At 51.2% G+C, this 12,833-nt stretch carries 10 protein-coding genes; 6 read left to right on the top strand and 4 right to left on the bottom strand.

The window, feature by feature from the left end; all coding sequences use genetic code 11:
- Positions 1-27 precede the first annotated feature (27 nt).
- Positions 28-1,368 carry an MFS transporter gene (locus LWL52_RS18460; RefSeq protein WP_242923045.1) on the bottom strand — a complete coding sequence of 447 codons (1,341 nt, stop codon included), beginning with the start codon at positions 1,366-1,368 and terminating at the stop codon, positions 28-30.
- Positions 1,369-1,814: 446 nt separating this feature from the next.
- Between LWL52_RS18460 and dnaE the strand changes: the two genes are divergently transcribed.
- The 3 genes from dnaE to trxA all read left to right on the top strand — a co-directional run bounded on the left by dnaE (position 1,815) and on the right by trxA (position 7,385).
- The gene (dnaE, locus tag LWL52_RS18465; protein ID WP_242923047.1) at positions 1,815-5,438 is read left to right on the top strand and encodes a DNA polymerase III subunit alpha; all 3,624 of its coding nucleotides are present in this window, start codon (positions 1,815-1,817) and stop codon (positions 5,436-5,438) included.
- A 362-nt stretch (positions 5,439-5,800) separates the two neighbouring features.
- A complete protein-coding gene (locus LWL52_RS18470; protein ID WP_437179370.1) occupies positions 5,801-6,331 on the top strand; it encodes an REP-associated tyrosine transposase in 531 nt (176 codons plus the stop codon).
- 727 nt (positions 6,332-7,058) lie between these two features.
- Positions 7,059-7,385 (top strand): thioredoxin, encoded by a 327-nt coding sequence (trxA, locus tag LWL52_RS18475; RefSeq protein ID WP_242923051.1) that lies wholly within the window; start codon positions 7,059-7,061, stop codon positions 7,383-7,385.
- Positions 7,386-7,458: 73 nt separating this feature from the next.
- Here the strand turns inward: trxA and LWL52_RS18480 are convergent, their stop codons facing one another.
- Complete coding sequence (locus LWL52_RS18480; protein ID WP_242923054.1) at positions 7,459-7,953, bottom strand: DUF421 domain-containing protein; 495 nt, start codon at positions 7,951-7,953, stop codon at positions 7,459-7,461.
- 150 nt (positions 7,954-8,103) lie between these two features.
- On the opposite strand from LWL52_RS18480, the gene LWL52_RS18485 reads away from it, so the two are divergent.
- Positions 8,104-8,508: a DUF5329 family protein gene (locus LWL52_RS18485; RefSeq protein WP_242923055.1), complete on the top strand. Its 405-nt coding sequence runs from the start codon at positions 8,104-8,106 to the stop codon at positions 8,506-8,508.
- 453 nt (positions 8,509-8,961) lie between these two features.
- Entirely contained in the window at positions 8,962-9,690 is a 729-nt protein-coding gene (locus LWL52_RS18490) for an OmpA/MotB family protein (protein WP_242923057.1), read from the top strand.
- Between the two features lie 210 nt (positions 9,691-9,900).
- On the opposite strand, the gene LWL52_RS18495 is transcribed toward LWL52_RS18490, so the two are convergent.
- A complete protein-coding gene (locus tag LWL52_RS18495; RefSeq protein WP_242923059.1) occupies positions 9,901-10,401 on the bottom strand; it encodes a DUF6141 family protein in 501 nt (166 codons plus the stop codon).
- 366 nt (positions 10,402-10,767) lie between these two features.
- Positions 10,768-11,907, bottom strand: coding sequence for a cystathionine gamma-synthase (locus LWL52_RS18500; protein ID WP_242923061.1), 1,140 nt, complete (start codon positions 11,905-11,907; stop codon positions 10,768-10,770).
- A gap of 172 nt (positions 11,908-12,079) precedes the next feature.
- On the opposite strand from LWL52_RS18500, the gene LWL52_RS18505 reads away from it, so the two are divergent.
- Complete coding sequence (locus tag LWL52_RS18505; protein ID WP_242923062.1) at positions 12,080-12,811, top strand: TVP38/TMEM64 family protein; 732 nt, start codon at positions 12,080-12,082, stop codon at positions 12,809-12,811.
- Positions 12,812-12,833: the final 22 nt, after the last annotated feature.

Below are 12,833 nucleotides of genomic sequence, written 5' to 3' on the forward strand. Positions count from 1 at the left end.
TTGAGAACGGAACATAGCGGGTGTCTGTCACGGAGAGGCTTCTTCGCCGGGCCCGGATAGGTTGGTGGCTACCTGCAGCCCGGTGGCAATCTCAGGCATGATGCCCAGGCGGCGGTAAATAGGGTATACCATTTCCCGCAGACGGCTTAGCTGCAGGGCAAACGGGATAATGGAAAGTATTACCAGTATGCCGCTGCCCAGCAAGGTATGCACCACCCCGTATCTGTCGGCAAAGGCACCGGCCAGCAAGCTCCCGAAAGGCGCCATTCCCATAAAGGCCATTGCATAAAAGCTCATTACACGCCCCCGCTTGTCATCATCCACAATGGTTTGCAGAATGGTATTGCAGGAGGCCATCTGCACGATCATCCCAAAGCCTGTAACCAGCATAAACAGCAGCGAGAGCCACATCACGCGGGAAACGGAAAAAGCCACTAGTCCCAAACCAAACAGCAGAGCCGCCACTACAATGACTTTGCCCAGGCCCATGGCAGATTTACGCGGCGCCAGGAACAGGGCCCCGCCCAGCGCCCCGATGCCCGTTGCGCCCATCAAAAGGCCCAGCGTACTGGCATCGCCTCCCAGTATGTCGCGGGCGTATACCGGCATGAGCACCGTAAACGGCATGCCTAGCAAACTCATGCTGGCTACCACCAGAATAATGGCCCGAATGGGTGCAAAGCTGAATGTATAGTGAAAGCCTTCCTTCATCTGCTGCCATACTTTGTGCTCCTGCAACCTGCGTTCGTAGGGTTTGAGGTGGATAAAGAGCAACGAGCCGATCACGGCGATATAACTCAGGGCATTGATCAGAAAGCAGGCACCCTCCCCTACTGCAGCAATCACCAGGCCGGCCACCGAAGGGCCCACCAGGCGCGCGACATTGAACATGGAAGAATTGAGCGCAATGGCATTGCTGAGATCCTCCCGCTCCTCTACCAGTTCGATCACAAAGGCCTGCCGGGTAGCGGTATCAAAGGCATTTACAAGGCCCATAAACACGCTGAGCGCCATAATATGCCATACCTGAACCGTGTTGGTAAGCACCAGCGCCGCCACAATACTTGCCTGCAACATAAATAAGGCCTGGGTGATAAGGAGGATCTTGTGCCTGTCAAACCGGTCGGAGTAAACGCCTGCAAAGGGTCCGAGCAGGAAAGAGGGTACCAGGCTACAGAAACTGACCATGCCCAGCAGAAAGGCCGAGTCGGTGAGGCGGTATACCAGCCAGCTCATGGCAATGCGCTCCATCCAGGTACCGATCAGCGAAATCCCTTGCCCCAGAAAAAATAACCGGTAATTCTTGTGCCGCAGGGCCCGGAACATACCGGCCAGTTTACTTTTTACTTCAATTTCCGCTTCTGCCATAGTCTTCATTAAAATGGAGCATTGCTTCCTGTCTACGTACTTCCGTGGCCTGCGCGTTATACTTTCCGGAAAGCAAAGCACGCTTTTTACCACCGGTGAGAGCTTTCTGGGTTCGTGCCTGCCCCATCCCAGGCCCCCGGCACGGCACCAAGAAGTTTCTGAAGGATAAGCTTTTATCTGAAAGCTTATGCTGTATGCGCTCTGCAAATGAAGAACCAGCAGCCCGGACTTACAGCTGAGCGGCAGGTTATACTTTAAAAGTATGGGCGGGCAATGGAGATTATTTCCGCAGCTTTTTTGTTAGTAAGTCTGTTGGTAAATGGGTCGCTTTTGGTTTGGGTAGCCGCCCTATTTTGCGTACTTTTAACATCCCGGAAATGGCCTCCAAGTATAGTATTTCTCTTATCCAAAAGCCATTCGTAATTCTTAATTTGTAATTCTCTCAAATGCCTGTTTTTTCGCATTTACATACCCATACGCAGTACTCGCTCCTCGACGGCCAGGCCAGCATCGGCGCGCTCATGAAAAAGGCGCAGGCCGATGGCATGCCCGCAGTAGCCATGACAGACCACGGCAACATGTTTGCCGCTTTCAACTTCGTGGCCGAAGCCAACAAGTATAACGTGAAGCCGATCGTGGGCTGCGAGTTTTACCTGGTGAAAGACCGCCACCTGAAAACCTTTACCAAGGAGCAAAAGGACGTGCGCCACCACCAGCTGCTGCTGGCCAAAGACCAGGAGGGTTACCAGAACCTGGCCAAACTGTGCTCGCTATCTTACATCGAGGGCATTTACAGCAAGTGGCCGCGCATCGACAAGGAACTGCTGCAGAAGTATAGCAAAGGCCTGATCGCGACCAGCTGCTGCATCGGGGCCGAGCTGCCGCAGGCCATCCTCTGGAAAGGCGAAGCCGAAGCCGAAGAGCTGCTGAAGTGGTGGCTCGATCTGTTTGGCGAGGATTACTACATCGAGCTGCAGCGCCACGGCCTGCAGAACATCGACGGCACCGGCAAAAGCCAGGAAGACGTGAACCAGGTGCTGCTCAAGTTCGCCCACAAGTATAACATCAAGGTGATCTGCACCAACGACTCGCACTACGTGGATCAGGACGACTGGAACGCTCACGATATTCTGCTGTGCGTGAACACCGGCGAAGACCAGAGCACCCCGGTAGGTGATTTTGCCACTAAATATTACCGTTTCCTGTCGGATGACCAGAAAGTGATCTACGACACCGTGGACAACGTGCGCAGCAAGTATGGCCATCAATCCAATGTGCGCCAGATGCTTAACCGCATCGACGAGGCTGGTCCGAAAACACGTTTTGGTTTCCCCAACGACCAGTTCTACTTCAAGACGCAGGCCGAGATGAACCAGCTCTTCCTGGACGTGCCGCAGGCGGTAGATAACACCAACGAGATCGTAGACAAGATCACGCCGCCCAAACTAAAACGTGACATCCTGCTGCCCAACTTCCCGATCCCGGCAGAGCATGCCAATGCCGATGCCTTCCTGCGCCACCTGACGTATGTAGGGGCCAAAAAACGCTATATCGATATCACACCTGAGATAGAGGAGCGCCTGGATTACGAGCTGCGCATTATCGAAACGATGGGCTTTGCCGGGTACTTCCTCATCGTGCAGGATTTCATCAACAAGGGCCGCGACATGGGCGTGGCTGTTGGGCCGGGCCGTGGGTCGGCAGCTGGTTCAGCGGTGGCGTACTGCGTGGGCATCACCAACATCGACCCAATCAAGTATAGCCTGCTGTTCGAGCGCTTCCTGAATCCGGAGCGTGTGTCGATGCCCGATATTGATATTGACTTTGACGACGTGAACCGCCAGCGCGTGATCGATTACGTGGTGGACAAGTATGGCAAAACGCAGGTAGCCCAGATCATCACCTTCGGTACGATGGCAGCTAAATCGTCGATCAAAGATGTAGCGCGCTCTACCTCCCTGCCGCTGGCCGAGGCCAACGAACTGGCCAAAATGGTACCGGAAACCCCGGGCACCACGCTGGCTAAGGCTTTTATGGAGAACCTGGAGCTGGCCGCCATCCGTGAAGGCACCGATGCCCGGGCTGCCGTGCTGAAACTGGCCGAAAAGCTGGAAGGCTCGGTGCGTAACACAGGTATCCATGCCGCCGGCGTGATCATTGCCCCGGATGATATCACCAATTACATCCCGGTTTCTACCTCCAAAGATTCGGACCTGCTGGTAACGCAGTTCGACGGCAAGGTGATCGAGAGCGCGGGCATGCTGAAGATGGACTTCCTGGGCCTCAAAACCCTCACCATCATCAAAGATGCCATCGAGCTGATCGAGAAAAACCACGGTGTAAAGATCGACATTGACGAGATTCCGATAGACGACGAGAAAACGTTCCAGCTCTACCAGCGCGGCGATACCATCGGCACGTTCCAGTTCGAGTCCGAAGGCATGCGCATGTACTTAAAAGACCTGCAGCCAACCAACATCGAAGACCTGATCGCGATGAACGCCTTGTACCGCCCGGGCCCAATGCAGTTCATTCCGAACTTCATCAACCGCAAGCACGGCCGCGAAGAGGTAGAATACCCGCACGAACTGCTCAAACCCATTCTGGAGTACTCCTACGGCATTATGGTGTACCAGGAGCAGATCATGCAGACGGCCCAGATCCTGGCCGGCTACTCGCTGGGCGGCGCCGATTTGCTGCGCCGCGCCATGGGTAAAAAGGACATGAAAAAGATGGCCGAGGAGCGTGAGAAGTTCATTGCCGGTGCTGCCGAGATCCATAAGATCCCGCCCAAGAAAGCCTCCGAGGTGTTCGACGTGATGGAGAAGTTTGCCCAGTACGGCTTTAACCGCTCCCACTCGGCTGCCTATTCGGTGGTGGCTTACCAGACCGGCTACCTCAAGGCCCACTACCCAGCCGAATACATGGCTGCCGTGCTCACTAACAACATGAACGACATAAAGAAGGTGACGTTCTTTATTGAGGAGGCGCGCAAGCAGGGCGTACAGGTGCTGGGACCGGACGTGAACGAATCGCTTTTGAAATTTAACGTCAACGAGCAGGGCCACATTCGTTTTGGCCTGGCGGCGATAAAAGGAACCGGCGAATCGGCGGTGGATGCCATCATCTCGGAAAGAGAAAAGAACGGCATGTACCAGGATATTTTCGATTTTGCCAAGCGCGTGAATTTGCGGGCCGTGAACAAGAAGACCTTTGAAAGTATGGCTTTGGCCGGCGCCTTTGACTCCTGGGGGCTCTACCACCGCGCGCAGCTGATCGAAGTGCCCGAGGGCGAAAGTATGCCTCTGCTGGAGAAGGCCGTGCGCTATGGCAACAACTACCAGGCAGAGCAGCAGGCTGCGCAGCAGTCGTTGTTTGGGGGCGGTGCGGCCGTATCGGCGCCCATGCCCAAAATACCCGAAGTACCCGTATGGACGCAGGCCGAAATGCTGCGCCGCGAAAAAGAAGTAGTCGGTTTCTACATGTCGGGCCACCCGCTCGACCAGTTCAAACTCGAGATCGACTCTTACTGCACCTGCTCGCTGGACCGCATCGAAGAGTATAAGAACCGCGATGTGAATGTAGCCGGCATGGTGGCGGAAGTAGTATTGCGCACCGCCAAGAACGGTAATCCGTTTGCCCTGTTCTCTATCGAGGATTATGACTCGACGATGCAGATGGCGCTGTTCGGGGAAGATTACGTGAAGTTTTCGCCCTACCTGAAAACGGGTTTATACCTGTTTATCCGGGGCAAAGTGCAGCTGCGCTACAAAACCGAGGACCAGTGGGAGCTGAAGCCCACCAACATCCAGCTGCTCGGCGACATTACTGATAAAATGGCACAGGGCGTACAGCTCAACATCAACCTGCAGCACTTTAACCAGGGATTGGCCGAGGCACTGGAAGGCGCCATTATTGCCTGCCCGGGCCACAAACGCCTGGAAATCACCTTGCATGTGCCCGAAGAGAAACTGGCCCTGCCGATGTACTCGCGCAAGTATAGGATCGATCCGAAACTGTTTCTGAGTTCGATCAAGGAACTGGGACTGGGCGAATGTAAGCTGATTTGAAGATGTGAGGATGTGGAGATGAGGCAATATGAGGGTTTGGAAGTGAAATCTTTAGCTCCTTCAAGTATAAAAGAGGTATGCTGCTGCGGCAGCATACCTCTTTTGCTTCCGGCTTCTGAAACGCTTTTTCATACTTCTCTATTGCTATTGCTCTTTCGGACTTCTCAGTCCGAAAGCCATCTGCCGGGGATTTCTTAATCCCCGCATCCCAACAAACGCGGATTAGGAAATCCGCTTAAGGGTTAGTTCCAAATTAAGAAATCCGAAACAGCTTGATTAAGAAATCCGGAACAGTTAAACAGCAGATTGCAACAGCAAAGTAAAGTATAAAGTATAGCTGCTTTATTGGATTCAAAAACAGAATTGTACCCGGCGGTTTATACTTTCTGACCATGACGGTAGTGGATTGGGTGGATGTGTTTACGCGCCCAGTGTACAAGCACATCATAGTGGAGGCGCTGAGATTTTGCCAGGAGCATAAAGGACTAAAGTTGTATGCCTGGTGCCTCATGAGCAACCACCTGCACCTAATCGCCTCCACAGCAGAGGAACATAAGAGCTTATCTGATATTCTGCGCGATTTCAAAGGTTATACTAGCCGTAAAATCGTGGCTTGCATACAGGAAGAGCCGGAAAGCAGAAGGCAATGGCTACTGCACCGCTTCGAATTCAACGCGCATCTCAACCCAAAAGTGCGGCACTACAAAGTATGGCAGGACGGCAACGAAGCAAAGGAACTTATCAGCAATGCTTTCATGGACCAGAAGCTAAATTATATACATGAAAACCCGGTGCGTGCTGAAATAGTAGAAGAGCCTGAGTATTACAGGTATAGCTCCGCTGCAAATTATGCTGGTTTTCAGGGCTTGCTAGAAATTGAGTTTATGGATTGAATGTTTTGCAACTTCTACTAAATGCAATTTTGATTACCCGCTCTTTCATACTTCCGCTCTTTCGGACATCCTTGTCCCAGTATTCCCATTAACGCGGATTAAGAAATCAGAAACAACTTCTCACACAACTGCATACGCACATAGCTACAAAGCAGAATAGGTTGCCATATGCACTTTTGACGATTTTTTGTTTGAGCGTTCAGCGAGTGGGGGTAGGGGGCCCCTTTAGACAAAATCGTCTTGATTCTTTTGCCTACTTTTCTCTTATCGAGGGCCCCTACCCCCATCAAGGAGAAAAGTAGGGCCCAGCCGGCGAGGCGAAAAGCCTGCTTAACGCTCAGAGCTTAAAGCGAATTATAGTCTATGCTTCGCCTGAAAACTACTAAAATCATAATTTGAAACAAGACAAAGCTTCTAGCCAAGTACAAGTTAAATCCTGAGTTTTCCCAAACCAAGATACTAGCAAACGCTTGCGCCAGCAAAGGCTGGTACCGAGTGCTACATCACTTTTTCACCCTCACCCTTGCATCTGAAACTTTTATTCATAACATTTGTTTATACAAATAAAACACACCTTCCCGGTGTTTTCTATCGTAAGTATAAACGAACAGTTTAAGCGGGCTGCCAGACAGCTTGTCAGGTAGCCGGGAAATGGGCAGATATTTGTCTAGCTTACATTTGTTATTAATTTTATAGCACAGAATTCAACCAACAAACCATTAAAGTTATGGCTAACAAAGCAATAGAAATCACAGACGCGAATTTTGATGAGATCATCAATTCAGATAAACCCGTATTGGTAGACTTTTGGGCCGAGTGGTGCGGTCCGTGCCGTATGGTAGGCCCGATCGTGGAAGAGCTGGCCGGCGAGTATGAAGGCAAAGTTGTGATCGGTAAAGTAGACGTAGACGCTAACCCGCAAACTTCTGCCAAGTTCGGTATCCGCAGCATCCCAACGCTGTTGGTGTTCAAAGGCGGACAGGTAGTAGACAAGCAAGTAGGCGCTGTGCCTAAAAACGTGCTGTCGCAGAAACTCGAAGCCCAAATGGCCTAAGTTACACTAGAAATTGTACATACAACGAGGCCTCTCCTGTAAGGGAGAGGCCTCGTTGTATTATGCAGGTCTCCTAACTTTTTTTGATAATGCTGATATCGCCGCTACGTTCCAGGTATGCGGTCTGAATGTCCTCTACATTTAGAACACCCTTTTTGCGCATGGCTTCCTCCAGGTCATTGTCCGTCAAGCTATTTTCCTTCAGCTTCTTTTCCAGCACCTGCCCTTCTTTTACCAGCAGCACTGGTGTTCCCTTTATCAGATCGCCGAATGGCCCGGATGTATTATAAGCGATGTAAGCCATAAGCCTGTGCAGCAGCACCAGTACCAAAGTGGCACACAGGGTAGGCCAGCAAGGGGAATTGCCGGTAATAGCGCGGCTCAGGATGGAGCCATAGATAATGCCCAGCACAATATCAAAAGCCGTATTCTTGCCGAATATGCGCTGGTTTCCGAGCTGGATGATGACCAGCGCTACGATAAACACAACCACCGCCCGCAGCGACATCTGCCACCACGTTAAGGTAGATTCATCTAAGCCCAGCGCCGTATCAAAAAGGTCCGCCATACTTATCCAGAACGCGCCCGCTGGCAGCAAAGTTATGGCTACTTTGCCGGCATTTGCCCCTTACAATAGCATTTTGATTGAACTTAAGTACCCGAAAGTTGGTAAGGGAGTAAGAATGTCTGAAGCTTTGTTAAACTAACCCTTAAAACTATGTTACGTTGTATGATGGCAGGTGCAGCCCTGCTACTTGCCCTGGCGACACTAAACCCTACACAGGCGCAGCAAAGCGCAAACCATACTTCTGAAAGTACCGGAGACAGCGCCAGCCTGTCAGAAAGCCAGAAAGTGCAACAGCTCATCAACTGCGTGCGCAACATGAAGGAGGCGACCTTTATCCGCAACGGCAGCAGTTATACTTGCCAGCAGGCCGCCGACCATCTGCAGGCCAAATGGGAAAAGCACCAGCAGGAAGTGAAAACAGCCACTAACTTTATAGATGCGCTTGCCTCTAAATCGGGTATGTCGGGCAAACCGTACCAGATCCGTTTTGCCGATGGCAGGACTGTAAACTGCTCCGAAGTGCTGCACCAGGAACTGGCCAAAATGAAACAGTAGCAAACCGAACGCCCCAGGCCTGGCACTGGCTAAACGCCTGACAGTTGCAGCCGTCGCTTACCTGATAAGTTACCTAAAGCGCGTGCCCCACAGAAACTGTTTTCTGTGAGGCACGCGCTTTTATACTTGGTTCCCTCCAAATCCCATGTCTCTGCGCTGGTTCAGGCAGGCAGGGTGTTTCATGCTTATCTTTATAACAAGGGTTTATCCGGAAGCTGAACTGAAGTATGGCACCGAAGCAGCGCAACCGGGGGCAAAAGCCTGTGAATTAAAATATTACGAAATATATATTATTTATACAATATTCTAACATCCGCTACGTTTAGGAGCAAACCTTCTGATTTAGGGCTGCATTTTAAGCGCATTTTGTAGTTTGAAGCACAATCTTTTAGCATATTTGTAAATCGTAATATTTACCTTAATCCAATATCCACAACAAATCAATTAACACCCATGAAATTCAACTTCTTCAAAGCATCCCTGTCCTTGTTGCTGTGCACTACGCTGATGGCGTCTTGCGTATCTTCTAAAAAGTACGAAGACCTGAAAGCCAGCAAAGATGCCCTTCAGGCGGAACAAGCTGCCTCTAAGCAAAAAGTAGACGAACTTTCTGCCAGCTTAAAAGAGCGCGAGCAAAAACTTGCTGATATGGAGCGCCAGATGAACGAGCAGAGCAAGGCGTTAAGTAACCTGAAGAATGAAATCAATGCATCGCTGAAAGACTTTAACCAAGGCGACCTGCATGTAGAGATCAGAGATGGTAAGGTTTATGTTTCTTTGTCTGATAAGTTGTTGTTTGCTACTGGTAGCACCAAAGTAAACCCAACCGGCCAGAAAGCCCTGAACCAACTGGTAGACGTGCTGAAGAAAAACCAGGAAGTGGGTATCATGGTAGAAGGCCACACAGATGACGTGGAAGTATTGCCAGGTACAAAGAAAATTGCTGACAACTGGGATCTGAGCGTATTGCGTGCTACAGAGATCACACGTTTGTTAACGCAGAAAGGCTTAACTCCTGACCGAGTAACTCCTTCAGGCCGTGCTTACTACCAGCCAGCTGACACAGGCCGTACAGCAGCCGCTAAAGCGAAGAACCGTCGTACAGAGATCATCCTGACGCCAGATCTGACTGAGGTTTACAAAGTATTGGGTATCCAGGCGCAGGCCCAGGCTCAAAACTAATTTCTGACGTTAGCTAGCAGACGCTAGAAACGTTAACATCATAATAGAAAGGCCGCCAGCGTTATCGTTGGCGGCCTTTTTTGTCTGTACCACAGCAGAAAGTATACCTGCTTAGCGGGCTTGCTTTACAGCAGGATTCTAAGACACAGCGCTTTCGCTAAGGATCTCATTTGCTGCGGTATAGTTGCTACCTCCTTTGTTGTGCAGCCCTTATACCTTTTGCCGGGCTAACGTGATCGCTTTAAACAGCTCGTCAGCCCGTTGGGAGCCGATAAGCAGGGGCTTGCGGTTGTAGAAGTATAATTTTACGCCCCGGTTACCATATACATTGTAGGCTTTGCCGTTAAACGTCCAACGGATGCCCCAACCGCCATATTCGCCAATGGGGTTGTAGGTGACCTGTTCATACTCGCGCAGCTCATGCAGCGGCACCGTTACCGGCTTTAAATGGAAGGGCCAGAACCGTACCTGCAGCTCTCCGGGGTATACTTCGGTGGTAAGCGACATTTTGTAGAAAAAGTAAGGCAGCCCCACCCCAATCAGGGCGGCAAGTATAGCCAGCTGCATATCCGAGGCAGGTTTGTTGCCGAATGCGCCACCCAGCAGTACCTGGTACACAAAGCCCGTCCAGATAAGAATGGCGACACCAAGTATAATCACCCAAAGCCATACCTGCCTGAATCGCTGTCGCTCCCTGAAAAGCACTTCCATAGTTTGAGAATTTAGGAGTTTGTGAGGTAAGGAAAGATAAGAAATTTAGGAGTATAGTTCCAACAACAACGGACCTCTTCCTGGCGCTAGCATCCGCTTGGGCCAACTGCCTGCACACTGGGCTTATACTTTCTTTGTTGTCTTCTCCAAGCTTTTTATACTATCTGAATGGTTTAAATACGGGAAGTATAAGGCACAAGCGGACGCTTGCGCCAGGGTCAGGTCTACATCCTGTCCATCCTAAAATGCTGTAAATCCTGATTCAGACAAATAAAAAACCGCCGACTCTACAGCCGGCGGTTTTCTGATGCAACACAAAATTTCTATGTTTTAGTCTAACATCTAACGTCTAAAATTTAGTACCTGCTATCCGATTGCCTGCTCCAGATCCGCGATCAGGTCTTCGGCATCTTCCACGCCTACGCTCAGGCGAATCAGCGAGTCGCTGAGGCCGGCTTTAATGCGCGCTTCCTGCGGAATGCTGGCGTGCGTCATGGTGGCCGGGTGGCCGCAAAGCGATTCCACACCGCCCAGCGATTCTGCCAAAGCAAAGTATTTCAGTTTTTCCAGCACACGGGTAGCATCTTCTACCCTGTCGCCTTCCAGCACAAACGAGATCATGCCCCCAAAGTCATTCATCTGCTCTTTGGCCACCGCGTGGTTGTTGTGGTCTTCAAAACCCGGCCAGTATACTTTGGCCACTTTCGGGTTGCTGCGCAGGTACTCGGCAATCTTACGGCCATTCTGGCAATGGCGCTCCATGCGCAGGTGCAGCGTTTTTAAGCCGCGCAGTATCAAAAAGCAATCCTGTGGGCCGGGCGTGCCGCCGCAGGCATTCTGGATAAAGGCCAGCCGCTCGTGCAGGTCATCGTTCTGCACGATCAAGGCGCCCATCACCACATCCGAGTGGCCGCCCATATACTTGGTTAGCGAGTGCATCACAATGTCCGCACCCAGGTCGAGCGGCGTTTGCAGGTACGGCGTGGCAAAGGTGTTATCCGCTACCAGCAGCAGGTTGTGCTTTTTAGCAATAGCCGCGCAGCCTTTGATATCGATGATATTGAGCAGCGGGTTGGTAGGCGTTTCTACCCAGATCATTTTGGTGTTCTCGTTTACCAGTGCCTCTACCTTGCTCAGGTCGGCCATGTTGGTAAAGTGGAACTTGATACCGTAGTTCTGAAAGATCTTGGTAAAAATGCGGTAGCTGCCACCATACAGGTCGTTGGTCGAGATCACTTCATCGCCAGGAGCCAGCAGCTTTATAACCGCGTCGATGGCGGCCATGCCGGAGGCAAAGCAAAGGGCATGCTTGCCGTTCTCCAGGGCTGCCAGCGCGTTCTGCAGCTGCGTGCGGGTGGGGTTGTGCGTGCGCGAATATTCATACCCTTTGTGGTCGCCGGGCGAGCGTTGCACATAGGTAGATGTCTGGTAAATAGGCGTCATAATGGCGCCTGTGGTTGGATCTGGTTCTACACCAGCGTGTATGGCTTTTGTTCCGAATTTCATGGGCTTTATATAATTTATAGTATAAACGATATGCTGCAAGTTACTAAATTTAGTGGCAACAACTCCGTTGCCGCTCATGCATCTGCCGAACTAAATCAAAGAGCCCTTTTAAAGCCGCTCGTATCTTCCGTCCTTTGTTCTTCGTCTAGTATCTAGTACCAAACCTTACTGCATGAAGAAATTACCCCTGCTACGAAAGCTGTTCCGCGAAAATGCCTCTACGTTCATTTCCATGCTGTTGTTGGTGGTGGTGCCGGTAGCGGTGAGCTCTACGCTGGCCTACGTGCTCTATGATCACCAAACGCTGCTGCAGCAATTAACGTGGTGGCAAATGGGGCTATACTTCGTAGCAGTATCTATAACCATGGCCGTGGCCCTGACACCTACCACCTTTGTGGCGCTGGCCAGTGGCTTTTACCTGGGCTGGAGCGGTTTTCCGGGCATTGTAGTGTCGTATGGGGTGGCCGCCCTGGTGGGCTACAGCCTGGCTCGGCTTATTGACCATGGCAAGATGATGAGTTTTCTCAACCGCTTCGAAAATGCCCGTAACCTGATGCAGGAGCTGCGCGCCGAAAGCTGGAGCCTGATCTTTCTGACCCGCATTTCGCCGGTGCTGCCCTTTGCCCTGATGAACTTTGTACTTTCGCTGCTGCAGGTAAACAAGAGCAAATTTTTTGTTGCCAGCATTGTGGGCATGCTGCCGCGTACGGTTTTCTTCTTCTGGATTGGCACGCAGGCCAGCGATATTTTAAATTTATTGCAGAACCCCGAAACAGGCGGCAGCGGCAAGCTGCTCATGATCGCGCTGATAATCATTTCGATAGGCGGTTTATACTTTGTTTTTGACCGGGCCCTGAAGAAAGCCCTGCGGAATGCAACCGTAAAAAACAGCGAAAATTTTTAAAAGGGCTTGCGTATAACGGAAA

Origin of the sequence: Pontibacter liquoris, assembly GCF_022758235.1 — a bacterium.
GTDB classification, from domain to species: Bacteria; Bacteroidota; Bacteroidia; order Cytophagales; family Hymenobacteraceae; genus Pontibacter; species Pontibacter liquoris.